This is a genomic window from Mycobacterium ahvazicum (assembly GCF_900176255.2).
Lineage (GTDB): Bacteria > Actinomycetota > Actinomycetes > Mycobacteriales > Mycobacteriaceae > Mycobacterium > Mycobacterium ahvazicum.
The window spans coordinates 372,684-398,225 of record NZ_FXEG02000005.1 but is presented as its reverse complement, the minus strand read 5'-3'; the positions used below and the strand labels follow the sequence as shown (position 1 = coordinate 398,225).

Below are 25,542 nucleotides of genomic sequence, written 5' to 3'. Positions count from 1 at the left end.
TCGCCGTGATTCGCTCAGCCGCCTTTGACCTGTGCGAACGACGATTCCCCCTGCTCACCGGCGCATTGCGGCTAGAGGGTGCCCCCGACAAGCTCGGTCGGTTCGGGTCCCTCGGGAGGCCGGGCAGACCGACCCGCGGCATCCTGAGCGTCGGCGCGGTCCACCTCGGCAAGGTCGATGCCCTTAGTCTCAGGGGCGGCCACGGCGGCCACGGCGCTCACCGCGGCGGCGCCCGCCAGGTACCAGGCGATGGGCACCGCCGAGTTGTAGATCTCGAGCAGGCGAACCGCGATGATCGGCGCCAGAGACCCGGCCACGATCGACGTGACCTGGTATCCCAGCGACACGCCCGAATACCGCATCCGGGTGGGGAACATCTCGGCCATGGCGGACGGCTGAACCGCGTACATCACCCCGTGGAACACCAGGCCGATGACGACCGCGGACATGATGACCGCGTTGTGGCCGCTGTTCATCATCGGGAAGGCGAAGAAGCCCCAGCTGGCGGTCGCGACAGCGCCGACGAAATAGACTGGGCGCCTACCGAATCGATCGCTGAGGTGCCCGAAAAAGGGAATGACCGCGAAATGCGCGGCGTGCGCGGCCAGCAGCCACCACAAAATGGTTTTGGTGTTCGCGTGCACATGCACCTTGAGATAGGTGATAGAGAAGGTGACCACCAGGTAGTACATGATGTTTTCGCCCACCCGTAGTCCCATGGCGGTGAAAATGGCGCGCGGATAACGCTTTATCACTTCCAAAATGCCGGCCCGAGACGACTTGGCGCGCTCCGCCTCCCGCTGTGCCTCGACGAAGATCGGGGCGTCGGTGACCTTGGTGCGGATGTAGTAGCCGATCAGCACGACGACCGCGGACAGCCAGAACGCCACCCGCCAGCCCCAGCTGAGGAACTCCGCGTCCGACAGGGTCGAGGTGAGAACCAGCAGCACCGCGGTCGCCAGCATATTGCCGCCCGGCACACCGGCCTGCGGCCAACTTGCCCAGAAACCGCGGCTGGCGTTCGGGCTGTGCTCGGCGACGAGCAGAACCGCCCCGCCCCACTCACCGCCGACGGCGAAACCCTGGATGAACCGCAGCGTCACCAATAGCGCCGGGGCCCAGTATCCGATCTGAGCGAACGTCGGCAGGCAACCCATCAGGAAGGTGGAGGCGCCGACCAGCACCAGGCTCAGCTGCAGCAGCTTCTTGCGCCCGTGCCGATCCCCGAGTTGGCCGAAGACGACGCCGCCCAGCGGGCGCGCGGCAAAGCCGACGGCGTAGGTCACGAACGCGGCCAGGATGGCGTCGAGGTCGTTGCCGCCCTTGGCGAAGAAGATCTTGGCGAACACCAGGGTGGCCGCGGTGCCATAGAGAAAGAATTCGTACCATTCGACGACGGTGCCGGCCATGGAGGCGGCGACCACTCGGCTGAGGTAAGCGCGTCCGGCTCCGAATCGGTTGCGCTGCAACCCATCACCTGTATTCACCGCTCGCCCTCCTTGGCGGACTGCCCACCCGCGATGACGGGTTTGCTGCGCATGGGAGCGTACCCGGGCCGGCCTGGCAACGCAGGTTGTCCATGTCATTTGTTCCGCGGGCCGCGTGCCGCAGGGCCGCAAGGAGTCTCCGCTCAGCGGGTGCCGTTGTGCCCGCCTCGCAGCGACAGTCCACGGCTCGGCGGCGCACAGCCTCCGAACGTCGCTGAGAGGCGGGCATAAGCCACCCTGGTCCGGCGCCGGTGGCTGGCTGGCCGCGCGACGAGAACGAGTGCCTAGCAAATCCGGCTGGGAAGGGCTTGAAACCAGGGTTTCGACACGGTCACGGATGCATACCTATTAGCTGATCGCTGGTCACACAAGCCCCTTAAATCACTATCGTCACATGAGCCAACTGCGTACGTCAATGTGGCGTCTCGCTCCTGGAAAGGTATGACTTTGTCGGGGATTCTTCGGACCATGTCGCTAGCGCTGGTGCCGGTGGGCGCTATCGCTTACATCGTCGCGGCAGGCCCCGCGCCGTTAGCAAACGCCACACCATGCGGTGCGCCCGAGGCGAACATCGAGCCTCCCGTGCAGGCGCCGATACCCGCGCCTCAGCCGGTCGTCCAGCCGCCCACCGGGCGGCGGCCCTCGCACGCGAATGACCAGGCGCCGCTGCCCAAGTTGGGCCCGCTGATCTCGTCGTTCCTCAAGCCGACCACCGGCGGCGGCCAGCGATACTCGGCACCGATGGTTCCGCAGGCGGGGGGGGTGCCGCCGCCGGCGCCGAATCCGCCGGTGCCCGGACTGCCGCAGTCGCCGAACGCGGCGCCCCTTCGGCCGAACGCCGCCCCCCCGGCTCCGCCGGCCGCAGCACCGCAGCCGGCGCCCGACGCGGCAGCGCCGCCGGCTCAAATCGCCGGAGCGCCGACGTCGCTGGTCGACTGGGTCACCGGGCCCAACGGCCCGAACAAGACGTTGCAACGTTTCGGTATTTCCGGCACGGACCTCGGGATCATCTGGGACAACGGCGATCCCGCCAACCGCCAGGCGTTGATGGCCTTCGGTGACACCTTCGGCTATTGCAAGGTTCGCGGGCAGCAATGGCGATACAACGTGCTGTTCCGCAGTAACGACCATGATCTGTCGCAGGGCATTCACATCGGCGACGGGGTCCCCAACAACAACTACTCCGGCTCCCCGGTCTGGACCAACGGCCTTTCCAAGCAGGTCGTCAACACCATCCACAAGGCGAACCACGAAACAGGCATCATTCCGACCTCGGCCATGTCGCTGGGCCGCACGCAGTACATGAGTTACATGTCGATCCGCCAGTGGGGTCGCGACGGCGAATGGTCTACCAACTATTCGGCCATCGCGAGATCCAACGACAACGGCCAGAACTGGGGGATCTTCCCCGGTTCGATCCGCACGTCTTCGCCCGACACCGTGCCCGGCGCCGGGTACACCCCCGGCAACGAGAACTTCCAGATGGGCGCGTTCATGAAGGGGCAGGACGGCTACATCTACAACTTCGGAACGCCGTCGGGACGAGGTGGTGCGGCATACCTGTCGCGTGTTCCCCCGGCCCAGCTGCCGGACCTGAGCAAGTATCAATATTGGAACGGCGACAACGGCGGGCACTGGGTCGCGGCCAATCCTGGTGCGGCGACCCCACTTTGGCCCGGGCCGGTCGGCGAGATGTCGGCCCAGTACAACAGCTACCTGAAGCAGTACCTGGTGCTGTACACCAACGGCGGTAGTAACGACGTCGTGGCGCGGACCGCGCCGACGCCGACGGGACCGTGGAGTGGGGAGCAGCCGCTCGTGTCGTCGTTCCAGATGCCCGGCGGCATCTACGCGCCGATGATCCACCCGTGGTCGTCGGGCCGGGACCTGTACTTCAACCTGTCGCTGTGGTCCGCATACGACGTGATGTTGATGCACACGGTGCTGCCGTAGGCCATCGGGTCGCGACGGGGCGATGATGCGGTGTTCGTAGGCGAAGACGATCGCGGCGGCGCGATCGCGCAACCCGAGCTTGGTGAAGATGCGTCCGATGTGCGTCTTGACCGTGAGGCCCGAGATGAATAGCTCTTCGGCGATCTCAGCGTTGGTGTGCCCCTTGGCAATCAGCGTGAGCACATCGCGCTCGCGGGGAGTGAGCTCGTCGATCGAGACGGTCGGGACCGCCGATGGTGCAGCACTGGCGCGATAGTTGCTCAGAACCCGCGCGGTGACGGCGGGGTCGAGGAAACTGTGGCCGTTGCCGCCTCGCGCGCTCCTACCACCAAGTCCGCGAGTAAGCGGCCAATACTGTTGTGCGGTAACGGGAACGACCCGACGCCGACCTGGGCTGAATTCGCCGGGAAAACCACCCCGGCACACCAGCCGGTCACCGATGCACGTTCGACGGATGCCGGACGCCGCGACACATCGCCGATGTCAGCCATCGGATCGCTCCTCGTGTTGTGTCATGCATCGACGCTACGAATTTCGGCTATTCCCACGCATCGTGCTGAGGTTCGATCTTGATCTGCGACCGTAGTAGGAGCCCGCGGCCGCGCCGCCTGCGACCGCCGTATCACCCGGTCCGAAAGTCCCAGGTCTAGCAAAGGGCGGACGGTTTGGATAAAGATGTGATGGGGGATCGGATAAGCTGCCTCGCTGCATTCCGGGCAGCCGCGGGAGGGGAGGCGTATTTGGTGCAGACCAACGCGCGCTCCGCACGGATCGTCGCCACCAGGATCCAACCGCCCACCTACCTCGGCAAGCTCGTCGCCCGCGACCGCCTCATCGACTTGCTGCGCGCCAACCGCAGCAAGCGCTTGGCCTTGATCCACGCACCGGCCGGATTCGGCAAGACCACCCTGGCGATGCAATGGCAGCGCGAATTGCGTGCCGAAGGCGTACCAACGGCATGGATCAGTCTCGACCGCGACGACAACGACGTCTACTCCTTCCTGCGCAGCCTCATCGAGGCGGCCCGTCGCGTCGAGCCCACGGTGGGCGCCGAACTGGCCGATCTCCTCGAACAGCACTCCCGCGACGCGCGGCGTTACGTGCTGGCCGAGCTGGTCAACCAGGTCGCGGAATACCGTCTGCCCGTGGCGATTGTGCTCGACGACTGGCATCTGATCGACGATCCCGAGACGATCGCGGCGCTGGAATTCCTGCTCGACGTCGGCCCGGACAACCTGCACCTGATCGTGATCAGCCGGACCCGTACACCGGCGATCGGCAAGCTCAAGGTGCGCGACCAGGTCAGCGAAATCGACGCGACGCTCTTGCGGTTCGACCAACGTGAATCCGCGGCGTTCCTACTCGACCTCAACGCGCTCGAGCTCGACGGCGACGACGTGCTGCGGCTGTGGTCCAGCACTGACGGCTGGATCGCCGCGCTGCAACTGGCCACCCTGTCGCTGCGCAACACCAAGGACGCCGTCGGGCTGATCAGCGGCTTCTCCGGCCGTCACCATTCGATCGGCGACTATCTGGCCGAGAATGTGCTGGACGGCCTGCCCAGCGAGCTGCTCGACTTTTTGCTGACCACCTCGATCTGCGATCGCCTGTGTGGTGGCCTCGCTGCGGCCGTCAGCGGCCAGCCTCGCGGCCAGGCCATTCTCGAAGAGCTCGAACGCCGCGACATGTTCCTGATGCCACTCGACGACAACCGCGAGTGGTTTCGCTACCACCACCTCTTCGGCGGATACCTGCGCCAGCGTCTGGAACGCGATCACGCCGACCGGATCGTGGACCTGCACCGGACCGCGTCGGGCTGGTTTTCCGAGCAGGGACTGCTCGGTGAGGCGGTCACGCACGCGCTGGCCGCGGGTGAGGAGACCGAGGCCGTCGATCTGGTGGAGCAGCAGGCCATGTACCTCGTCGAGCACAGCCGGATGGCCAGCCTGCTCGGGCTGGTCAACAGACTGCCGAAGGATCTGGTGCCGACCAGGCCTACGCTGCAGATCGCGATCGCGTGGGCGAATTGTCTGCTGCAGCGCGCCGAGGACGCTCAGATCGCACTGGATCACGTCCGTGCCGCCCTGGACGGGGCATCCGATGCGGCGGCTTCCGCGATCCTCGGCGAGGCCGACGTCGTGCAGGCGTGTACCGACGTCTACCGCGACCGCATCGATCGTGCCGCCGCTCTGGTTGCGCCCTGCCTGGTGGAGAAGCCGGCCTGCCGGCCGTTCCTGGTGGCGGTCTCGTCGAACATCTGCACGTTCGTCGACATCCACACCTTCGCCTACGACAGGGCGCTCGCGCGCCAGCAGTGGGCCAACCCATTTCACGAAATGGCCAGTGGCCCCTTTGCCGGCGTTTATGGACGATGCTTCGCCGGGCTGGCGGCGTTCGCCCAGCTCGATCTGGACGCCGCCGAACAGCGCTACGTCGAGGGCCGTGATCTGGCCCGGAGCATGGCCGGCGAGCATTCACACGCCGCGCGGCTGGCGGGCGCATTGGTAGGTCGGCTGTGCTACGAGCGCGGCGAAATCGAAGCCGCCGAAACACTTTTGGAGGAATGTCACGAGCTCGGGGCGGAAAGTGGTGTTGCCGACTTCATGATCGCGACCTACAACACCCTGGCGCGGATCAAGGTGTTGCGCGGCGACATCGATGACGCTTACTCCTTGCTCGACGAGGGAAATCAAGCGGCACAACAACTCTCGCTACCCAGATTGTCTGCCGCCCTCGACTGTGCCCGCCTGAGCCTGCACCTGGCGGCGGGCGACATCGACCGGGCGCAGGACGTTCTCGACCGCCAGGCCACCGAACTGCCGTCGGGTGCCAACAGCATCGCCATGGCCGTGCGTCACTACCGGCTGGTGATGCGTGCGCAGATTCTCAGCGCACGCGGCAATCACGACGCCGCGATCGATCTACTTTCCGCGGTCCGGCAGGACAACCGTGACGCGGGCGCGCGCTATGCCGACGTCGCCAGCACCGTAGCCCTTTGCCGGGCACACGCTTTGGCGGGCAATGCGTGCGCCGCTACCGAGGAACTGGTGCCCGCACTGATCGCGGGTGCTAAGGCCGGTCTACTTCGCACCGTCGTCGACGCCGGGCCCGAGTTGCTCAATGTCATTGTCGGCCTTCGGGAGGCGAGCCGGACCGGTCGACGAGACACCGAATTGCCTGAGGTGCCGGCCGAATACCTGTCATTGCTGCTGACCACCGCGCACTTCGACGCCCAGAAGGCGGCGATTCCGATGATCGGTCTTCCCGGCGAACGCAACTCCTTGCCCGAGGAAGGGCTCAGCAGCCGTGAAGTGGAAATCCTGCGCCTGCTGGAACGCGGCATGACAAACAAGCAGATCGCCCGCAATCTCGGCGTCACGATCAACACCGTCAAGTGGTACCTGAAGGGTATCTACGTCAAGTTGGGGGTCGCACGACGCGGCGAATCAATCGCGGAGGCGCGTCGGCGCGAAATCCTGCCCTGATCGATCACGCGAGCCGGTCGAGCAGGCTTCGCGCCGCCGCCGTGACGCGGGCCCGGTCGAAGGTGATCGACATCTCGTAACGCCGATCTCCCTCCGCGTCGGGCCCGCACGCGGGGAACGTTCGCTCGCGCGCGATCAGCGCCGCGGCGGTGTCGGGGCCGAGCACCAAGACGGTCGATTCGTTCGTCAACGGGTCGTCGGGGTCAAGCCGCACCTGCCTGACTCGCGGTCCCAGCTCTTCGGGCAGATGCTGGCCGAAAACCGCTACCAGCGGCGATCTTTCGGCAAGCATCGAGAGGTTTTGTTGTGACATCTCGTGAATGTCGCGGGTGTCCTTCAGCGTGAAGAGAATCATCGGCGGGGTTTCAGCAGTGACGGCCATCCGGCCGATGTGTCGGGCGAGTTCGGTGACGGTGTCCTTGCGGACGATCCGGGTGGTCGGAACCGCTTCTGCCAGGCCAAGATTCGCCGGGGCGATTTTCGTCGGTGCTGACTGCATCTTTCGCGCCGGCCACGAGAACGCCCGTCGCGTGCTCGGAAGCTCCCCGGGACCGCCGAACCGCATACCTTGACCGAGCGTGGCGCCGTACGCCAACGCCTGTTCGAGATGCTCCTCCGTTTCGATACCTTCCGCGCAAATCACGGCACCGGTCCGCTCGTGGTGCGCGGTGATGGCCGCGACGGTGCGGGCCTGCAGCCGATCCGGTTGGCGTTGTATCAAGCCCATGTCGAGTTTCAAGATTTCGGGCGACAGCACGTCAAGCAACACCAGCGAATCGGGGCGTGAGCCGATGTCGTCGAGCGCGATCGCGAACCCCAGCGAACGCAGCGCCACGACCTTGCGCAGCAGCGCGCGCGGATTGGTCAACAATCCCCGCTCGGTGACTTCGAAAGTGAGGCGGAAGCGCGAGGCGGCGTGCATGAGGTCGTCATCTTGTGCCAGGTCGATGTGCGACGTTGCGGGTTCGCAATTGATCAGCAGCAGCATTCCGGGAGTCGACGAGCCCAGCAACGCTCCTCGGGCAGCGGCAGTAATGCAGGCACGATCCAGCGTATTCAAACGGCCGGTCTGTTCGGCGCGGGCAAATACGTCGATGGGCGATGGATTGTCCAACTCTGGCCAGCGAGCCAATGCCTCATAGCCAACGACGATTTCGCTCGGCAGCGCCACGACCTGCTGATATGCCGAGCTCAGCCCCGTACCCATGACCGCCTCGTCAAGAGCCTCGGTCATTGTCGGGCCAGGGGTCATCACAGGGCTACCTGCGCGAACATCCAGCGGTCATGAATTCAACGCTAACTCCGAACACCGTGTTTCATTGCATCACTACCCGCTTTCCCCACGCCGACTACCCCAATGAGTGGTCGGCCTGGGGCCTCTTCATAGGGTGGATGGCGACGCGGTCCCCGGTTCACTTGTTAGCGCACACACCGGCTACTCCGCTAGGTAGCGCCAGTGGAGTGATGAATGCGGTTCTCCGATATGCGCCAACAATGTCTTAGGTATTTAATTCTTCACGTGGCAATTCCGGTGCATGATGTCGTTGCGCCCGATTCGGGTGAGCAGGTCGATAATGCAGCAATCTGATCACTATGACCTGCTCAGCACCTATTTGAAGAACCGCGGTCTGCAGAAAGTCTGGCAAAGGTCAAATTTCGTTGCTATCGCCGCACAGAGCACGCTGCCGACGATCATGCTGTGGAGCCCCACCGGACCCAACCAGCCGGTTTTGCGGGTAATTTCCGTCGCGATATCGGTGCTGGGGGTGGTCGGCGCGACATTGTGGTTGGTCCATTGGCCCACGAGACGGCAATCGATCCTGTTCGCGTTTTCGGCAATGGCGGCTATTGCCGTCGCATCCCTGTGCTTGTCCAATCCTTACACCGGGCTGATGGGTTGCACGGTTTTCGCCATTCTCGGTGGCTTCATCGCATACTTCCACTCGCGTCGCATGGTGATCACCAACTTCGTCGTGGCCGTGATCTGCGCGGCGATCTTGGCGCACCGATTCATCGCCGCCGACGGCGACGTAGCGCTGATCAGCGCCGGGCTGATCACCATTGCGGTGCTCAATATCGGCGTGCCCTTTGGCGTTCTGTCGCTGATGCATACGTTGCGCAACGACCTGCGCAGCACCGACCGCGATTCACTCACCGGCCTGCACAACCGGCGCTCGTTCTACAACGCGGTGGCGGAGTTGATGGCATTGCACGGTCGGCCGCCGGGCACCTATCTCGTGACGGTGGTCATCGACCTGGACAACTTCAAGCAGATCAACGACACCCAGGGGCATGCGGTCGGCGACCAGGCGTTGGTCGCGGTCGGCTCGGCGCTCGAACAGAACTGCCGGCCCGCGGCGGTGATTGCTCGTGTCGGCGGCGAGGAATTTGTCGTTGTCGACACCGCAGCCACGCCGCAGCACGCCACCATGACCGAACGGCTCCGTCAAGCGGTCGCCGACATTCCCTTCTCGATCACCGCGAGCATCGGGACTTCCGCGATCGCTCTTGCCGAGCTTCCGACGATTGCCGACATGAAAGTGATCGACGATTTGATCGGTAGCGCCGACGCCGCGATGTACGAGGCCAAACGCGCCGGGGGGAATCGGGTCTGTCACTGCCCGGAGTTAATGCGCGCGGCGCGTTAGGTTGCTAAGGGCTTCCCGTCCATCAGGGCGCGGTGGAGCAATCCTTCGCGTGGTGCAAGAGCAGACTCGCGCGGTGATCGCAATCCCGTTGTGGCACACCGCGAATCCGCGCCTCGCTCGGGGTGATGCCGAAATGCTGCTTGAAGACGGTGTTGAAGGTGCTCCTGGAACGAAAGCCACTGGCGGTCGCGATGGCGTCGATCGGGGTGTTCGGCGGCGACTGGCGAAGCAGATCTGCGGCGCGGGTGAGCCGTGTGGTGCGGATCAGATCGCTGGCCGTGGTCCCGGCGCGTTGCAAGGCCAACTGGATTTGACGCACCGACCAGCCCAGTGCGTGGGCGACGCCGGTCGGCGTGAGGTCCGGATTGCTCGCGTACCGCGCGACGTGTTCGCGCACCGCTTGCTCGACTGAACCGAGGGTGTCAGGAGTTCCGCCGCGACCGGTCATGCACGCGAACAACAGGTCGTTGATGGTGGCGCAGGACCGCGAGAACTCGTAGTCGTCGAGGGTGTCGTGCTGCAGGCTCACGGTCGAGATCATCGCGCTGACCACCGAGCCGAGCCCGCGCCGGAAGTCCATCGCGACGGGGCCTTCCGGCAAGTTGAGGGGCCGGCGTGCGTCCGCCACATCGAACGTCCAGCCCCGCGCCCAGGAATTGTGGCGGATCTGAAGAGCACGGGACTTGCTCAGCAGCAGAGCCTGTCCCGGCTGTAGCCGGACCTGGCGGCTGTCTTGCTCAAAGTCGAGAACGCCGCTGCGGATGATGAACAGCATGCTCCCGAGATCGCCGTCGGCACGCACGTCGGCGTTGGTTTTCGCGTAATGCAGGCCCTCCGACCAGAAATCGACGACGCGGTGATCTCCGTTGTGCTGGACGATGCTGCCTGCTCTGAACTTCGCCATGTCTGGAAAAACGAAGTGCAGCGAGCCGTGATTGGCGCAGACGTGGTCGACCCAGTAGCCGGCGGGATCGCCGAGGGCGCTACGCGTGTCGCTGCGCTGGGCGACGTAGCTACTCACCACGCGTGGTCGCTGCGCCCTGACGCTGACTTGATTCCCGCTATTCATGGCAGCTCGGATTCGCCTCTTCCCACCCTCGTGCCCGACCAAATGACCATCGAGTATGCCCGTCTAGGAGAACCGGCCTACTGGATGTGCGATCCAGCGCATCGCGTGCGGGAATCCCGCATTGTTTGGATGTACCTAATTAGCCAGCGCTTTCCGGTGGGCAAATATTTCGTGCCACCGTGTCATCTGTCATCCCCAATCGCGGGGAGCCAGCCGCTGGAGGGACCGCAGGAAGATCCTTCGCTCCTCGGCGCTGAGTTCACCGAGCCAGCGTTCTTCGCCGCGCTGGATCTCACTCTGCACGGCGTCTTTGACGCGCCGACCGGCTTCGGTGATGGCGAGCAACCGCACTCGGCGATCCTCCGGGTCGGGCCGTCGTTCGATGTAACCGTCGTCCTGCAGGTCGTCGAGCGTGCGAATAATGCGGGTCTTGTCGGCGCCGATCGCCGTGGCCAGCGCGGCCTGGGTGCGCATCGACGACCGGTCCAGCGCCAGCAGCACGACGTAGCCCCACATCGTCATGCCGTGGGCGGCCAGGACCGGTTCCTCGGCCGCGACCAGCTCGCGCAGCAGCGGCGCCATCATCGCGGCCAGGTCAGGGCGCCGGTCCGGCGACTTCGCAACCACCGCGCCATCATAGGCATTGCAATATCGTATGCGTGCGCATATGGTAAGCAAATGATTATTAATTCGGCCGACATCCGCCCACTGCATCGCATCGCGCTGTTGCACTCGATCGACATCGTCAACGCTGTCACGCATGCCGACTTCGCCAAGCCGACGCCCTGTGGAGATTGGACGCTGCTGGATCTTCTCGCCCATATGACCGTTCAACATCGTGGTTTCGCCGCGGCGGCGCGAGGCGCCGGTGCAGATCTCGATAAGTGGAATGCGGACGCTGTCGTCGACGCGGTGAGGGCCGATCACGGGCGCGTCTATGCCGATGCCGCCCTCGACGTAATCGACGCGTTCGCCGCGGATGGCTTAAGCGAAACGCCTTTCCGGCTGCCCGAGTTCGGCGAGGGCGCTGCGGTTCCCGGCGCGATGGCGATGGGCTTTCACTTCGTCGACTACGTCGTGCACGGCTGGGATGTCGCCGCATCGCTGGGCCAGCGCTACGAGCTACCCGCCGATGTTATTGCCGCCGCGTTGCCCCTGGTGCTGGCCGTGCCCGACGGCGAATTCCGCGGCGATCAGGGTGCCCCGTTCGGGCCCGCGCTCGAGGTGGCGGGCGGCGACGATTTCGACCGCATTCTGTGCCACCTCGGCCGTCGTCCGGACTGGGCGCAACGGCCTCCGGCGGTCACCGGTGCGTGATCCGGCCATCATCGATCTGTAATGAATAGTCCAGTGCTGGAATAGATTTAGTCTTGCGCTATCGCGTCTATAGCGAATAGCTAAGGCGTCCAGTCTATTTGGCGAAGTGGTTTCGGATTGTGCTGTGATTTTTCGGCGAAACAGTATCGGTGCGTATTGCCATGGTGTCCGCACGCTAGTGTTCTTTGGTTGGCCTCAGGGGGCAACCGAATAGAACAGGTGGGGAAACTGATGACGGCAGCAGACTCGTCGACGCTCGAATCGCGGGTCGGCCATTACTACGCGATGGAAGACATCTATCAGGTCGGCCGCGAGAAGCTGCGCGAATTCGCGCGTGCCGTTCAGGACTATCACCCTGCGCACTGGGATGTCGCCGCTGCCGCGGAGTTGGGATATTCGGACGTCGTGGCGCCGCTGACGTTCACGTCGGCCCCGGCCATGGCGGCAAACCGGCGCCTCTTCGAATCGGTGGTCATTGGGTACGAGATGTACCTGCAGACCGAGGAGGTCTTCGAGCAGCACCGGCCGATCGTGGCCGGCGACGAACTGCACATCGACGTCGAATTGTCCTCGGTGCGCAGGTTCGCAGGCAGGGACCTGATCACCGTGACCAATACCTTCACCGACACCGCCGGCGAGCGGGTGCACACCTTGCACACCACCGTCGTCGGCGTCACCGCCGAGGACGTCGATCCGGCGATCAGGGGGACCGCGCAGCAAGTGATGATGCACGACGTGAACCTCGCCGGCATCGACTACTCGGACGCGGACTACCAGAAGACAGTGCGCCCGGCGGACGAGGTTCTGATCTCCCAAGGAGGGACCGCCCGCACCCCGGGGACGCCGTGTTTCGATGACGTGAAGGTCGGCGACGAGTTACCGGTGCACCACGCCCGGTTGTCCCGCGGCGACCTGGTGAACTACGCCGGGGTGGCCTGCGATGCGAACCCGCTGCACTGGGACGAGAACCTCGCCAAAATGGCGGGACAGCCGGACGTGATCGCCCACGGCATGCTCACGATGGGTTTGGGAGCCGCGTTTGCCTCGACCTGGACTGGCGACCCGGGCGCGGTGACCCGCTACGCGGTGCGGCTGTCCCAGCCCGTGGTCGTGTCGGCCGCCGAGGGCGCGGACATCGAGTACAGCGGCCGGGTCAAGTCGTTGGATCCGGAAACTCGCAGCGGTGTCGTCATCGTCGGCGCGAAGTCAGGCGGCCGCAAGATCTTCGGTCTGGCGACATCAACCGTCCGCTTCAGCTGATCTACACGCCGAATCACTCGACCCGGTGGCGCGAATGAATTTCGTTATGCCCCGGTGTGTTTGGGGTTCGATGCATTCGCCCGGTGACTGGTCTAGTTGGGTGGTGGTTGGGGTTGGAAGGGTTCGTACCACCACCATTGGGCGCGTTCGCCGGTGGGTCCGGGGCAGGGTCGGTTTCGTCGGTGACGGTGAGAGCGTCGGCGGGTCCGCTGATGGTGATCAGGCCGCGGTGGTGGCAGCGGTGGTGATACGGGCAGAGCAGTACCAGGTTGGCTAGTTCGGTGGGGCCGCCGTCTTCCCAGTGCCGGAGGTGGTGGGCGTGCAGACCGCGGGTGGCCCCACACCCGGGCACCGCGCAGCTGCGGTGGCGGTGCTCCAGCGCGCGGCGCAGCCGCCGGCTGATCACCCGGGACGCACGGCCGGCACCGATGACCTCGCCGCCGCGTTCGAACCAGACCTCGCAGGTGGCATCACAGGTCAGGTATTGGCGTTCGGCGTCGGTCAGCAGCGGACCCAGATGCAGCGCGGCAGCACGCTGCTGCACGTCGAGGTGCACGACCACGGTGGTGTGCTGCCCGTGCGGGCGGCGGGCCGCCTCGGCGTCCCAGCCGGCCTCCACCAGGCGCATCAACGCGTCGACGGTGCCCGGCAGCGGTGGCCTGTCCTCGGGGTCGCTTTCGGCGTGATCGCGTTTCCATTCGGCGAAAAGCGCGTCCCGGTGTGAGGCCAAGGCCGCATCGAACTTCGCGGCATCTAGGTGGGGGAGTTTGATCCGGTAGCAGCTGCCCTCGTCGGTGGAGGTTTTGGTGATCGAGGGCGCCGGTGCGGGGCGTGCGGGATCGGGGTCGGGTCGTGGTTCGAGTTTGACCGCGGTGCGCAACTGGCTGACCGTGGCGACCTCGGCCAGCGCCGCATAGTGCTCATCAGATCCCTCACCGGCCCGGGCGGCGATGACGCCGACCTGATCCAGCGACAGCCGACCCTCGGCCAGCCCGGCCGCGCAGCGCGGGAATTCCTCGAGCCGGCCCGCGACGGTGGTGATCGTGTGGGCATTGGCCGGAGACAGGGCGAGCTTCCAGCCCAGCAATGCTGCGACTGAGCGTGCGCCGGTGGCTCCGCACAGCTCGTCGCGCTCGATCTCAGCGGCGATTTCCACGATGCGCCCATCAATCGCATTACGCTGACCGGCCAACTCCGCCAACTCCTCAAACAACACCCCCAGACGGTCCGCCGGGCGCGATTCAACAGCGCTACACGAAGCGGCCAACGACATAACCACATCATCGCAGCGGGGTACGACAACTTTCGGGTGTCCCAGGCATCATCGGACGGCATACGCGGCGGCCTGTGCCCCGGCAGGATTCGAACCTGCGACACCGGTTGGTGACGGACACGGAAACCGGGTCTCCGGGCTGCTGGGATTCTCGAGACAGCTGTCCTACCGCTGGCGCAAACTAATCGAGAAGCGAACTAGGGGGAGGCGCGATGGCCGCCGACGAGATTGCTGATGGTCAGCCGGCTACGACAGTCGGCGCCGCAGACGACCCAACCACCGTGGTGTCACCGCCGACCGAGGCTGCGTTCGGTCATGCATGGTCGAACGAGGAACCCGCCACCGTCGCGTTGTCGCGGCCCTGGCGATCCGTGTGGATGATCGCGGGCGTCGGCCTGTTGTGCGGCGTCGTCGTCGCTTTCGCCATCTTTGGCGTCGTTGCCCTATTCAGCGACGGCAATGACACCAAGCGTGCGGCGACCCCGGTGACGCCGGTCCTGTTAGCCCCGGCTGCGGCACCCGCTAACTTGCCGACGGCATCGCCTGGTGGTGTCGCCCAGCCTCCACCGACTGTCGTAGCTCAACCCCAACCGACGGTGACCGTGACACCACCGCCGACCACCGTTACCGCTCAAGCCGCACCCCCGCCAGCCGCTGGCGGCAACGACGTCTTCACCATCTGCCCGGACGGGCACGAAGGCGTCGTGGGCGGCCACACCACATGCGCATTCGCCGCCAACGTCCGCCAAATCTTCTACGCCACAGGAATGTCCAGAAACTTCACCGCATACTCGCCTGTCACCGGCAACGGCTACGACATGACCTGCATCAGCGGATACCCCGCCTACTTCAGCGACGGATCGACGAAGATCTCAACGCGATGCTATGGCGGCGACAACGCCCAGGTGGTCATCTGGTGACCCCTCGTGACCCCTCATCAACCCGAAAACCACGGGCGGCAGCTCTGATTTGATTTTGAAAGAAACGACGGGAGCCCGGACATCGAGCGCCGAAGCATGAGCACCGCCAAAACAATGCAGCTGCTCCCATCCCTGACGTGCCCCTGTTCAGAGTCGGTTGATGGGTGACGTTTCTGTTTCGGTTGATCCTTGACACTCGTGTTGTGTTTTAGGGTCCTGTGCTGGTGCGCATGGCCCGTTTGATTCGTACCTCGCCGGTGCTGCGGCGGGCGGTGGTTTTGACTATTTGATCCCCGATCCAAAACCGCAGCAGCTGGCCGTCGACGTGGACATCGCAGCGCGCACCGGCGTAGTAGCGCCCGATGCTGACCTGCTGCCAGGCCACGCAGACCGCCCCGTTGGTGGTCACCCGGCGACTGACCCAGGCATCGCCGCTTCGGTCGACCGCCGGTGGCGCCGGCGCGCTGGCCCGGGCCACGGCGGCGGGGCGGGCGAACCGCTGGGCGGGGGTGTCCATGTTCAGCGATTGGTGTGGTCGGGCGGTGTTGTAGTCATCCACCCACTCATCGAGGGCTTGCTGGGCGGCCTTCAAAGTCGCAAAAGGTGCTGCGCTGCCTAGGAATTCCGCACGCAGACTGCGGTGGAACCGCTCGATCTTGCCCGTCGTTGTCGGCGAACGGGGCTGGGTGAGCAGATGCTCGATCCCGTTTTCGCGGCAGATCGCATCGAAGAGCACCTCCACCGGCGGATGAAAGAACCGGCCGGTGAACACCTTGCCGTTATCGGTCAAGATCTGCTCGGGCGCCCCGTAGGTCGCTAGTGCCGCCCGCAAGCCGTCACAGACCGCACGGGTGCGCTCACGCGCCATCAACTTAGCGCACACGCACATCCGGGAATGATCATCAATACCCGTCAACGCCTTCGCCGAGGTGCCGTCGGCCAGCGGAAACCCGCCGACGATGTCCATCTGCCACAACTCCATCGGCGCCCCCCGCTCCCAGCGTTTCCACTTGCGCGAACGCCGATCCCGGGCGGTCGGGTCAATCAAGCCAGCCCGCAGCAACGCCCGATACACCGCCGACGACGACGGCACCGGAGACACCTGGCGCTTGGCGAGCTCGAACACCAACCGCCGCGGCCCCCAATACGGACGCGACCGCCGCAACTCCAGCACCGCGGCCTCCACGGCCGCGGGCATCTGATGCGGACAACTCACCGGCCGATGCGACCGATCCGCCAACCCGTCGAGGCCCTCGGCCTCATAGCGGGCTAACCACGAGTGCAGCGTTTGGCGCGACACTCCCACTTTCTCGGCGACCTGCGAAATCGACAACCCATCACTGACCACCGCCAACACGGCCGCATACCGTTGCTCGGCCACGCTCAACTCCCTCATCTAGGGAGTGTCAAGGATCAGCCGAAACCGCTGTAAAGGATCAACCGAAACACTGTCAGGCATCACCCGGAATCGAAACGTCAAGCATCAGCCGAGGTCATACATCCCTGACGTGCCCCCGGCAGGATTCGAACCTGCGACACCGGCTTTAGGAGAGCCGTGCTCTATCCCCTGAGCTACGAGGGCGGACGGGCCTGAGCTTACCGTGACGGCAGGCGCAGACCCCTTGGTGCGACTAGCGTCAGCGCAGTTCGGCGATCACCTTCGAGAAGTTGGCGATGTTGTTGTCCTGCACGGTGAAGGAGGACACGCCGTACTTCTCCCGGTAGCCGCGCAGCGTGTCGGCGATTTCGGCGGGAGAACCGCTGAGCACCGACGCCTGGGACAGGATCTCCTCATCGGAGAGCTCCGGGGCGTAGGCACGGGTGAGCTTGAGGTCGGGCTCGGTCTCGCCGTCGCGCGGCATCGCCGTGATCGCCAGATTCAGCTCGAGGGACTCGAAACGGTCACCGGCGGCCTTGCGGACGAAGTCGACTCTTTCGGCGAACGGGTCCTCGACGTCGTTCACCTTCGAGCCGGTCAGCCCGATGATGTTGGCGTTGCGGGCCGCGATTCTCAGCACGCGGTCACCGTTGCCGGCGATGATCAGCGGTGTCGAGGGGTGGTGCTCCTTCAAATATTTCGTCATGTGCTCGAGGTAGTCGACCCGGGCACCGGCGCTCGGGTAGGGGATCTCCGCGGCTTCGAACTCTTCCCGGACGTAGCCGGTGCCGAGCCCGATTTCGAGGCGGCCGTCACTGAGTAGGTCCAGGCCTTGCATGTCCCGGCTGAGCAATGCCGGTTTGTAGAACGCGGAGTTGAGCACATACATGCTCAGCCGCAGTGTCGTGGTCACCATCGCGACCGCGGTCAGGGTGGGAAAAGGTGCCGCGGCGCCCAAATGGTCTGGCACACAAAGAATGTCGAAGCCGGAATCCTCAGCGCGCTTGGCCTTGTCGAGGAGCGCCTCGCGCGACTTGTAGAACCGCATGCTCATGCCAAATCGAAAATCCTTGGCCACCAACAACCTCCGTAAAATGAGTTAGAAATAATTACCAGGAGCGAGCCGCGGCCGCCAACCCCTGAACCAGGGCAGAGGTGACCGACGATAGGCCATCAGGTCCCGGCAGCGGGCTGCGCGGACTGAGACCCCTGACGCGAACGGACAATTCGAGTTGTGTTCCGCCTTCGCGTACCCGGTTTACCGGGTTGTCAGGATGTAACCCCCGTAGTTCGAGCGGGATATCGTCAAGGTCGGTGACGACCTGATAGCCGCTCAGCTGAATGTGTTTGGCGAGGTGGACGGCCAGCGCGCGATTGCGGCCCCCGGCCAGTAGTTGTGTGCTGCGCCCGAAGCGGCCAAAACCGTGCAGTGAAACCGCGACGTCGACATGGCCGAGAAACTCGGCGAGCCGTGGCGACTCGGCCGGGTCGAACCGCGCCGAGGGTAAGTGATGGGGGTAGCGCTCGGGATGGCGCACCACGTATACCGATGCCCCGGCGGCCTCGGCCGCGCGCTCGGCAATGACGTCGGTCATCTCTTCCAGGCCGCCGCCGTGGATGGCCATGAAACCGAAACGCGACCGCAGCTGACTCGCCTCGAGCACCCCAGGCTGAATCAGCAGCTCCGAAAGTGATTGTGGCCCAGGCCCGGACGCCGATCTCTTGGACGCTGGGCGAGGCCAGCGGGTGGGGTCCCAGCGCCGTAGGTAGTCGATCCAGCGTTGCGGAAGCCCGTGATGGACGGCGCCATCGATGACCTTTGACAGGTAGCCGGGGCGGGGCGGTCCGGGGGTCACCCGGTGATCGATGTAGACCCAGGCCGGTGACGGGCCGTCGTTGGTGTGCACGGTCAACTCGTCGCGTCGATAGCGCACCGGAACGCCCTCGGCGCTGTCCAGGGTGGCCAGGTCGTGATCGGAGAGTTGCCAGAGCACCCCGTGCACGTGGTTGCCGGCGAAGGGTTCGACGGTCGCCACACCGCGCTGATTGATCAGCCAATCGTGATCGGAGAGCACCGCCGGGCGTGGATCAGTGGCATCGGGACAGCGCCGAGCCATTTGCCTTAAGCACAGGTTGGAGCCGTATGCGAAGTAGAAATGCCGGCGCGCCTGCATTCAGCGGCTCACCGTCAGACAAATCGGCACCAGGTGAGCCTATGTGCTTCGTATAGCTATGTAAAACAACTCTCGAATTTCGGGGCGGTGCCCCGTCCGATATCGCCCGCGGACCTGGACGAACGTCGGCTGACCACGCGCCCTACGGGCAGTAGGTCGACACCGCCAGGTTCACCATCGAGGTGGTGTCGCCGAAATTTATGCCGCGCGGGCCCAGCGTGTTGTGGATGTCGTCGGCAATCTGTTGTGACGACCATCCATTCCACCGGTCGGCGCAAATGTGGTGCGCCATAAAGAGGATGTCGGGGTCCTCATTCGGCGGCCAGGTGAATCCCAGGGCGCGCATTTGGGTCAGGAAGTTGGTGTCGGTGGCGTCGGCGGCCGCAACCGCAGCGGTGGTTACCAGGGCGGCGCCAACGATTAGCGGGGCGGAAAGTCTGGCCAGCCAGCGAGGTGAAGGCATTTGACGCGTTTCCTTCCGTATTCACGTTTAGGCCGCGTAAGTGTGCGAGCCGAAAGCGGCGCAAATATGAAGAATAGAGAAACCTCGGACAAATCACACGGAACGGCTGAACTGTGAACGTGCGGTTGTCAGTGCCCTGTGACGGTGAGGTAGATCAGCACCACGTTCAACAGGGTCACCAGTATCGCGACCGCCCAGCCGATGGCCGTCGTGATCGGGTGGTTGGTGTCATCGCCCATCAGCTTGCGATTGCTGGTGAGTCTGACCAGCGGCAGCACCGCGAACGGGATGCCGAACGAAAGCACGACCTGCGAAATCACCAGTGAGCGCGTCGGGTCGAGACCGATCGCCAGCAGCGCCACCGCCGGGCACAGCGTGACCAAGCGGCGCACCATCATCGGTATCGACCGATGCAGCAGACCCTGCATGATCATCGCGCCGGCATAGGCGCCCACCGACGACGACGCCAAGCCGGAGGCGAGCAAGCCGACCGCGAACAGCACCGCGATCGCCGGGCCCAGCGTGTGGTGGATCGCGCTGTAGGCGCCGTCGATGGACGCGACGTCGTCGTGGCCCTGCAGGTTGATCGCGGCCACGAGCAGCATGGCCGCGTTCACCGTCCCGGCGACGGCCATCGCCAGCACGACATCGACGCGGGTGACCCGCAGCAGCCAGCGCCGCTGAGGGCCGGGCTCGGGATGCCCGTGCCGATCCAGGACCAGACCCGAGTGCATGTACACCGCATGCGGCATCACGGTGGCGCCCAGGATCGCGGCGGCCAGCAGCACGCTTTCGGCGCCGTGGAAGCGCGGCACCAAGCCGCCGAGTACGGAGTCGGACGGTGGCGTGGCGACGAAGAAACTGGCCGCGAAGCCGATTGCGATGATCAGCAGCAGCCCGGTGATGACGCGCTCGAAAATGATCTGGCCCCGACGGTCCTTGATCGAGAGCAACAGCAACGAGATCACTCCGGTGATCACCCCGCCCAGCGGCAGTGGCAGACCGAACAGGATCCGCAGCGCGATCGCACCGCCGATGACTTCGGCGACATCGGTTGCTATCGCGACAATTTCAGCCTGCGCCCAGAAGGTCAGCCGCAGCGGGCGGCTCATCTCCTTGCCGATCGCCGAGGGCAACGAGCGTCCGGTCACCAGCCCGAGTTTGGCCGAAAGGTACTGCACCAAGCCGGCCATCACGTTGGCGGCGACGATGACCCACAGCAGCAGGTAGCCGAATTGCGCGCCGGAGCTGACGTTGGCCGCGACGTTTCCCGGATCGACATAGGCGATCGCGGCGACGAATGCCGGCCCCAGCAGATACCAGGTGGTCTTCAACGAGGCCCGGGTGCCCTGCGCCAACTGTCCGACCTTCGATGCGTATTACCGAATAAAAAAGTGAGGCTATCCGATAAACGCTACCCGGCGAACTGTGCCCCCGGGTCGGTGGCCCGCCCGCAGCCGCGACCGACAGCGGTCCGTCGCACGCCGGTATTCGATCACCCGGGCAGATAGAGCCCCTTGCCCGTGACCAGTGGCAGGTCGAGAGTTGTCACGATTCCCGGCGCGGCGGCCACCACCGCCGGGATCGCGTTGACCACCCGCATCGCGGTGGCCACCAGTCCGGCGTGGTTGTGGTCGCCGTTCGGGCTGCCCAGACAGACGTCGACGGCGTACGAGGGCTCGCCGGTGATCTCGATGCGGTAGGAACCGCCCTCCTGAGCGGGCTGCGGCCACTCGGGCTGCAGGTCGGGGCGCAACCGGGTGACGTGTTCCAGGACCACGGCGGGCTTGCCATCGACCATGCCGAACACCTCGAAGCGCAACGCGGCGGCGGTGCCCTTGGCGATATGCCCCGACGCGATGTCGAAGTCCTCGGGCGCCGGGATCCGGACATACTCCTGAGTGACCGCGTCCAGCGTGATGCCCAGCCCCGCCGCGATCTGCCGGATCACCGAGCCCCACGCCAAGCTGAGCACGCCGGGCTGCAGCAGCATCGGGATGTCGTCCATCGGCTTACCGAATCCCATGACGTCGAACATCACCGCGGCGCTGTCGTAGGTCGCATAGTCGACGATCTCCATGCACCGGATCTGCTGGATGCTCTGACAGGTGCCGGCCAGCGCCAGCGGTAGCAGGTCGTTGGCGAAGCCGGGGTCGATACCGTTGACGAACAGGCTCGAATTACCTTCGCGGGCGGCATCTTCCAGTGGCTTGATGAGATCCTCCGGAATCACCTCCCACGGGTATTGCAAGAAAACCGGACCGCTGCCGACGATGTTGATGCCGGCCGCCAGGACGCGGCGGTAGTCCTCGAGCGCCTCGGGCAGCCGGTTGTCGGCCAGTGCGTTGTACACCGCGCATTGCGGCCCGGTGGCAAGCACGGCGTCGAGGTCGGTGCTGGCCAGCACGCCGGTCGAATCCGGAAGTCCGGCAAGTGATGCCGCGTCCTTGCCGGCCTTGGCGTCGGACGAGACCCAGACGCCGCGCAGTTCGAATTCGGGGTTTGTGATGAGTGCTCTCAGTGCGTGGATACCGACATTGCCGGTGCCCAATTGGACGACGGGGATAGGCATTACTGGTTCCTTAGCGGTCGAAGGTGAGGGTCGGCACGGCGAGCAGCCCCCGCGAGCGGGGGGCCGCGTGCGTCATCGGATCACAGGTCCGGAACGGGGATGTCGAGATTGGGATAGGTGAGGCCCCCGTCGACCTCGAGCGTCTTGCCGGTCAAGAAGTTGCCGGCTGGAGACGCCAAATACACTGCGGCAGCGGCAATGTCGACTGGATCTCCGAGCCGGCGCATCGGGGTCACCTTCTCCATCGGCTCGCGTAATTCGTCGTTGGAGGCCACCACGTCCAGCGCGGAGGTCAGGATCGAGCCGGGTGCGATCGCGTTGACCCGGATGCGTGGGCACAGGTCCAGCGCTGAGGACCGGGTGTAATGCGCCAGCGCGGCTTTGGCGGTGGCGTAGGCGGCGAAACCCCGCCCGGCCAGTCGGCCCATGGTCGAGGTGATGTTGATGATGCTGCCGCCGCCGGAGTGCTCCAGCATCAGCGGCACCGCCGCGATGGTGAGCGCGTGCGCGGTGGCGACGTTGAAGGTGAACGCGTCCTTGAGGTCCTTCGTCGACGTGGTGAGCAGCGTGTTGGGCATGGTGCCGCCGACGTTGTTGACGACGATGTCCAGTTTCCCGAACGCCTCGACGGCTTGTTCGGCGAGCTTCGCGGTGGCCTCGGGATGGGCCAGGTCGGCGGCGACGATGTGTGCCTTGCGGCCCGCGGCGCGGACCTCTTCGGCGACGGCCTCTAGTTGGGACTGCGTGCGCGAGGCGATGAGCACGTCGGCGCCGGCTTCGGCGAACGCCACCGCGATGGCCGCCCCGAGACCACGGCCGCCACCAGTGATGACGGCGACTTTATCGTCGAGACGGAACCTGTCAAGGATCATTGCGGCCTCTCTTCGTTGAGGTGTCGGCCGAAACGGAAGCAAGACTGACCGTCTCGGATCGCGGCATTTCTGGAACAGGTTCTAGTTTGGCATACGGTAGTCGCGTTGTGGCGTCCGCATACCGGGTCGGTGTGGCCGCCGGGGAATTGCGACCAAAATTGCACACGCGGGCGATGGCCTGCGACGATGGCTGACGAATTCGCCGAACATTGTCTCGTTTGTAACGACGAAGGATTGAATTGAGAATCAACCGATTTGGTGCCGTCCTGTGCGTTCTGGCCACCGCTGCGGTGATGTTGTCGGCGTGTGGCAATGACGACAACGCGGTTGGTGAGAAGACGACCACACCGGCCGCACCGGTGAAGGTGGTCTGCGGCGGCAAACCAAAACTCAAGGCCAGCGGATCCACGGCGCAGGCCAACGCGATGACGCGGTTCGTCAAGGCGTATGAGCAGTCGTGTCCGGGCCACACGGTGAATTACACAGCCAACGGGTCAGGTGCTGGAATCAGCGAATTCACGGGCGATCAAACCGATTTCGCGGGCTCGGACTCGACGTTGGGGCCCGGCGAATACGAGGCCGCCCAGCGTCGCTGCGGCTCGCCGGCGTGGCAGCTGCCTGTGGTGATCGGGCCGATCGCGATCACCTACAACGTCGACGGGCTTACTTCGCTGACCCTCGATGGTCAGACCGCGGCCAGGATCTTCAACGGCGGCATCACCAAGTGGAATGATCTCGCGATCCAGGAACTCAACCCCGGCGTCAGCCTGCCCGCCGAGCCGATTCAGGTCGTGTTCCGCAGTGACGAGTCGGGGACAACGGACAATTTCCAGAAGTATCTCGACGCCGCTTCCAAGGGCGCATGGGGTAGGGGCGCGGGAAAGAAGTTCAACGGCGGCGTCGGCGAAGGCGCCAAGGGTAACGACGGCACCAGCGCGGCGGTCAAGGCCAACGACGGGTCGATCTCCTACAACGAGTGGTCGTTCGCGCAAGCCCAACATCTAGGCACCGCCAAGATCGTCACGTCGGCAGGACTGGATCCGGTGGCGATCAGTGCCGACTCGGTGGGCAAGACGATTGCCGGAGCTGCGATTATCGGACAGAGCAACGACCTGGCGCTCGACACGATTTCGTTTTATCGCCCGAATCAGCCTGGCGCGTACCCGATCGTGTTGGCGACCTACGAGGTGGTCTGCTCGCGGTATCCCGATCCGGAGGTCGGTGCGGCGGTCAAGGCGTTTCTGCAGAGCACCATCGGTGCTGGCCAGAATGGCTTGGGGGACAACGGATATGTTCGCGTTCCGGATACATTCATATTCCGTTTGTCGGTTGCCGTCAACGCGATCTCGTAAGTTTAGGCGGTTCGAATTCGCGATCGCGAGCGGGGTGCGTCACCGAGCCGAAAGGTGATGGCGGGGACAAATTTTGCCGAACGTTAACCTGTTCTTACTGTAGCTTCCCGGTCGCGAGGATGACGGTTGGTTTTGTAAGCTGCGGCTAGTGCTGCGGCATCCAATCGTAAAGGTGAGGAACTGAATTGAAACTCAACCGGTTTGGCGGCTTACTCGGGGTGCTGGCTGCTGGAACATTCGCTATCGCGGGGTGTGGCAGCGACAACAACGCGACCGGGGGCGGTACCACGTCGGGTGCGCCGTCGGGCAAGGTGACCTGTGGTGGCACCAAGACGCTGAAGGCAAGCGGTTCGACAGCCCAGGCGAACGCGATGACGCGGTTCGTCAAGGCGTTCGAACAGGCCTGCCCGGGTCAGACGTTGAACTACACGCCCAACGGCTCGGGTGCCGGCGTCCGCGAATTCACGGGCGGTCAAACCGATTTCGGCGGCTCCGACTCGCCGTTGAGCCACGATGAGTACGCGGCGGCTCAAACCCGCTGCGGCGGCTCGCCGGCGTGGAACTTGCCCACGGTGTTCGGCCCGATCGCGGTCACCTTCAACATCAACGGCGTGACTTCGCTGAACGTCGACGGTCCCACCCTGGCGAAGATCTTCAACGGCGGTATCAGCACGTGGAACGATCCGGCGATCCAAGCGATCAACGCCGGCGCAACTTTGCCAAGCGAGCCCATTCACGTCGTATTCCGCAGTGACGAGTCCGGCACGACGGACAACTTCCAGAAGTATCTCGACGCCGCTTCCAACGGCGGGTGGGGCAAGGGCGCCGGCAAGAAGTTCAACGGCGGCGTCGGCGAGGGCGCCAAGGGTAACGACGGCACCAGTGCGGCCGTCAAGAGCACCGAGGGATCCATCACCTACAACGAATGGTCCTTCGCCCAGGCGCAGCACCTGAACGTGGCCAAGGTCGTCACGTCGGCGGGCCCCGACCCGGTCGCGATCAGTAGCGACTCGGTGGGCAAGACGATTGCCGGTGCCTCGATCATCGGGCAGGGCAACGACCTGGTCCTCGACACGATTTCGTTCTACCGGCCGAAACAGTCGGGTGCGTACCCGATCGTGCTGGCGACGTATGAAGTTGTCTGCTCGAAGTACCCCGACTCCCAGGTCGGTTCGGCAGTCAAGGCATTCCTGCAGAGCACCATCGGTCCCGGTCAGAATGGTTTGGCGGACAACGGATACATCCCGATTCCGGACGCCTTCGGTTCGAGGCTGTCGACTGCCGTCAACGCCATCGCGTGACCTGAGGTTGTGGTGTCC

General features: G+C 64.7%; 19 protein-coding genes, 2 tRNA genes and 2 pseudogenes. 8 read left to right on the top strand and 15 right to left on the bottom strand.

Features of this window, described 5'->3' with window-relative positions; all coding sequences use genetic code 11:
• Window positions 1-71: 71 nt before the first annotated feature.
• Window positions 72-1,487, bottom strand: a complete 1,416-nt coding sequence (locus MAAFP003_RS22870) for an MFS transporter (protein ID WP_279304549.1) — start codon at window positions 1,485-1,487, stop codon at window positions 72-74.
• Window positions 1,488-1,955: 468 nt separating this feature from the next.
• Between MAAFP003_RS22870 and MAAFP003_RS22865 the strand changes: the two genes are divergently transcribed.
• Entirely contained in the window at window positions 1,956-3,440 is a 1,485-nt protein-coding gene (locus MAAFP003_RS22865; RefSeq protein ID WP_423790936.1) for a DUF4185 domain-containing protein, read from the top strand.
• 15 nt (window positions 3,441-3,455) lie between these two features.
• On the opposite strand, the pseudogene MAAFP003_RS22860 reads toward MAAFP003_RS22865, so the two are convergent.
• Window positions 3,456-3,743, bottom strand: a pseudogene (locus tag MAAFP003_RS22860) (response regulator transcription factor); the annotation flags it as partial.
• Window positions 3,744-4,183: 440 nt separating this feature from the next.
• Between MAAFP003_RS22860 and MAAFP003_RS22855 the strand changes: the two are divergent.
• A complete protein-coding gene (locus tag MAAFP003_RS22855) occupies window positions 4,184-6,925 on the top strand; it encodes a winged helix-turn-helix domain-containing protein (RefSeq protein WP_207768597.1) in 2,742 nt (913 codons plus the stop codon).
• A 4-nt stretch (window positions 6,926-6,929) separates the two neighbouring features.
• Here MAAFP003_RS22855 and MAAFP003_RS22850 read toward each other — a convergent pair whose 3' ends face one another.
• Window positions 6,930-8,159, bottom strand: a complete 1,230-nt coding sequence (locus MAAFP003_RS22850) for a sensor domain-containing phosphodiesterase (protein ID WP_096289960.1) — start codon at window positions 8,157-8,159, stop codon at window positions 6,930-6,932.
• A gap of 340 nt (window positions 8,160-8,499) precedes the next feature.
• Between MAAFP003_RS22850 and MAAFP003_RS22845 the strand changes: the two genes are divergently transcribed.
• Window positions 8,500-9,573, top strand: a complete 1,074-nt coding sequence (locus tag MAAFP003_RS22845; protein ID WP_243394179.1) for a GGDEF domain-containing protein — start codon at window positions 8,500-8,502, stop codon at window positions 9,571-9,573.
• 22 nt (window positions 9,574-9,595) lie between these two features.
• Here the strand turns inward: MAAFP003_RS22845 and MAAFP003_RS22840 are convergent, their stop codons facing one another.
• Both MAAFP003_RS22840 and MAAFP003_RS22835 read right to left on the bottom strand, forming a co-directional pair.
• Window positions 9,596-10,597: an AraC family transcriptional regulator gene (locus MAAFP003_RS22840; protein ID WP_165796473.1), complete on the bottom strand. Its 1,002-nt coding sequence runs from the start codon at window positions 10,595-10,597 to the stop codon at window positions 9,596-9,598.
• A gap of 234 nt (window positions 10,598-10,831) precedes the next feature.
• Window positions 10,832-11,227 (bottom strand): MarR family winged helix-turn-helix transcriptional regulator, encoded by a 396-nt coding sequence (locus tag MAAFP003_RS22835; RefSeq protein ID WP_096291353.1) that lies wholly within the window; start codon window positions 11,225-11,227, stop codon window positions 10,832-10,834.
• 96 nt (window positions 11,228-11,323) lie between these two features.
• Between MAAFP003_RS22835 and MAAFP003_RS22830 the strand changes: the two genes are divergently transcribed.
• Together MAAFP003_RS22830 and MAAFP003_RS22825 are read left to right on the top strand one after the other, a co-directional pair.
• Window positions 11,324-11,959 carry a TIGR03086 family metal-binding protein gene (locus tag MAAFP003_RS22830; RefSeq protein ID WP_207768625.1) on the top strand — a complete coding sequence of 212 codons (636 nt, stop codon included), beginning with the start codon at window positions 11,324-11,326 and terminating at the stop codon, window positions 11,957-11,959.
• Window positions 11,960-12,190: 231 nt separating this feature from the next.
• A complete protein-coding gene (locus MAAFP003_RS22825) occupies window positions 12,191-13,219 on the top strand; it encodes a fused (3R)-hydroxyacyl-ACP dehydratase subunits HadA/HadB (protein WP_096291352.1) in 1,029 nt (342 codons plus the stop codon).
• Between the two features lie 92 nt (window positions 13,220-13,311).
• On the opposite strand, the pseudogene MAAFP003_RS22820 reads toward MAAFP003_RS22825, so the two are convergent.
• Together MAAFP003_RS22820 and MAAFP003_RS29275 are read right to left on the bottom strand one after the other, a co-directional pair.
• Window positions 13,312-14,492, bottom strand: a pseudogene (locus tag MAAFP003_RS22820) (HNH endonuclease signature motif containing protein).
• Window positions 14,493-14,573: 81 nt separating this feature from the next.
• Window positions 14,574-14,675, bottom strand: a tRNA-Ser gene (locus tag MAAFP003_RS29275).
• 29 nt (window positions 14,676-14,704) lie between these two features.
• On the opposite strand from MAAFP003_RS29275, the gene MAAFP003_RS22815 reads away from it, so the two are divergent.
• Window positions 14,705-15,412, top strand: coding sequence for a hypothetical protein (locus MAAFP003_RS22815; protein ID WP_096289957.1), 708 nt, complete (start codon window positions 14,705-14,707; stop codon window positions 15,410-15,412).
• Window positions 15,413-15,620: 208 nt separating this feature from the next.
• On the opposite strand, the gene MAAFP003_RS22810 is transcribed toward MAAFP003_RS22815, so the two are convergent.
• The 8 genes from MAAFP003_RS22810 to MAAFP003_RS22775 form a co-directional block, all read right to left on the bottom strand.
• On the bottom strand, window positions 15,621-16,808 hold the full coding sequence (locus tag MAAFP003_RS22810) for an IS481 family transposase (RefSeq protein WP_096289956.1): 1,188 nt from the start codon (window positions 16,806-16,808) through the stop codon (window positions 15,621-15,623).
• Window positions 16,809-16,921: 113 nt separating this feature from the next.
• Window positions 16,922-16,994 (bottom strand) — tRNA-Arg (locus MAAFP003_RS22805).
• A 55-nt stretch (window positions 16,995-17,049) separates the two neighbouring features.
• On the bottom strand, window positions 17,050-17,874 hold the full coding sequence (locus MAAFP003_RS22800) for an LLM class F420-dependent oxidoreductase (protein WP_096289955.1): 825 nt from the start codon (window positions 17,872-17,874) through the stop codon (window positions 17,050-17,052).
• Window positions 17,875-17,899: 25 nt separating this feature from the next.
• Window positions 17,900-18,964, bottom strand: a complete 1,065-nt coding sequence (locus MAAFP003_RS22795) for a poly-gamma-glutamate hydrolase family protein (protein WP_096289954.1) — start codon at window positions 18,962-18,964, stop codon at window positions 17,900-17,902.
• Window positions 18,965-19,106: 142 nt separating this feature from the next.
• Window positions 19,107-19,427 (bottom strand): DUF732 domain-containing protein, encoded by a 321-nt coding sequence (locus tag MAAFP003_RS22790; protein WP_096289953.1) that lies wholly within the window; start codon window positions 19,425-19,427, stop codon window positions 19,107-19,109.
• Window positions 19,428-19,555: 128 nt separating this feature from the next.
• On the bottom strand, window positions 19,556-20,785 hold the full coding sequence (locus MAAFP003_RS22785) for an Nramp family divalent metal transporter (RefSeq protein ID WP_096289952.1): 1,230 nt from the start codon (window positions 20,783-20,785) through the stop codon (window positions 19,556-19,558).
• Between the two features lie 137 nt (window positions 20,786-20,922).
• Window positions 20,923-21,999, bottom strand: coding sequence for an NAD(P)H-dependent amine dehydrogenase family protein (locus tag MAAFP003_RS22780; RefSeq protein WP_096289951.1), 1,077 nt, complete (start codon window positions 21,997-21,999; stop codon window positions 20,923-20,925).
• An 80-nt stretch (window positions 22,000-22,079) separates the two neighbouring features.
• Complete coding sequence (locus MAAFP003_RS22775; protein ID WP_096289950.1) at window positions 22,080-22,871, bottom strand: SDR family oxidoreductase; 792 nt, start codon at window positions 22,869-22,871, stop codon at window positions 22,080-22,082.
• A 239-nt stretch (window positions 22,872-23,110) separates the two neighbouring features.
• Between MAAFP003_RS22775 and pstS (MAAFP003_RS22770) the strand changes: the two genes are divergently transcribed.
• Window positions 23,111-24,223, top strand: a complete 1,113-nt coding sequence (pstS, locus tag MAAFP003_RS22770) for a phosphate ABC transporter substrate-binding protein PstS (protein WP_096289949.1) — start codon at window positions 23,111-23,113, stop codon at window positions 24,221-24,223.
• A 185-nt stretch (window positions 24,224-24,408) separates the two neighbouring features.
• Window positions 24,409-25,524, top strand: coding sequence for a phosphate ABC transporter substrate-binding protein PstS (pstS, locus tag MAAFP003_RS22765; protein ID WP_096289948.1), 1,116 nt, complete (start codon window positions 24,409-24,411; stop codon window positions 25,522-25,524).
• Window positions 25,525-25,542: the final 18 nt, after the last annotated feature.

Excerpts from the sequence above, each read along its gene's own strand:
- MAAFP003_RS22825 (WP_096291352.1), top strand. The coding sequence starts at position 12,191 with ATGACGGCAGCAGACTCGTCGACGCTCGAATCGCGGGTCGGCCATTAC.
- MAAFP003_RS22865 (WP_423790936.1), top strand. The coding sequence starts at position 1,956 with ATGTCGCTAGCGCTGGTGCCGGTGGGCGCTATCGCTTACATCGTCGCG.
- MAAFP003_RS22815 (WP_096289957.1), top strand. The coding sequence starts at position 14,705 with ATGGCCGCCGACGAGATTGCTGATGGTCAGCCGGCTACGACAGTCGGC.
- MAAFP003_RS22775 (WP_096289950.1), bottom strand. The coding sequence starts at position 22,871 with ATGATCCTTGACAGGTTCCGTCTCGACGATAAAGTCGCCGTCATCACT.
- MAAFP003_RS22810 (WP_096289956.1), bottom strand. The coding sequence starts at position 16,808 with ATGAGGGAGTTGAGCGTGGCCGAGCAACGGTATGCGGCCGTGTTGGCG.
- MAAFP003_RS22850 (WP_096289960.1), bottom strand. The coding sequence starts at position 8,159 with ATGACCGAGGCTCTTGACGAGGCGGTCATGGGTACGGGGCTGAGCTCG.
- MAAFP003_RS22790 (WP_096289953.1), bottom strand. The coding sequence starts at position 19,427 with ATGCCTTCACCTCGCTGGCTGGCCAGACTTTCCGCCCCGCTAATCGTT.
- MAAFP003_RS22835 (WP_096291353.1), bottom strand. The coding sequence starts at position 11,227 with ATGATGGCGCCGCTGCTGCGCGAGCTGGTCGCGGCCGAGGAACCGGTC.
- MAAFP003_RS22845 (WP_243394179.1), top strand. The coding sequence starts at position 8,500 with ATGCAGCAATCTGATCACTATGACCTGCTCAGCACCTATTTGAAGAAC.
- MAAFP003_RS22795 (WP_096289954.1), bottom strand. The coding sequence starts at position 18,964 with ATGCAGGCGCGCCGGCATTTCTACTTCGCATACGGCTCCAACCTGTGC.
- MAAFP003_RS22780 (WP_096289951.1), bottom strand. The coding sequence starts at position 21,999 with ATGCCTATCCCCGTCGTCCAATTGGGCACCGGCAATGTCGGTATCCAC.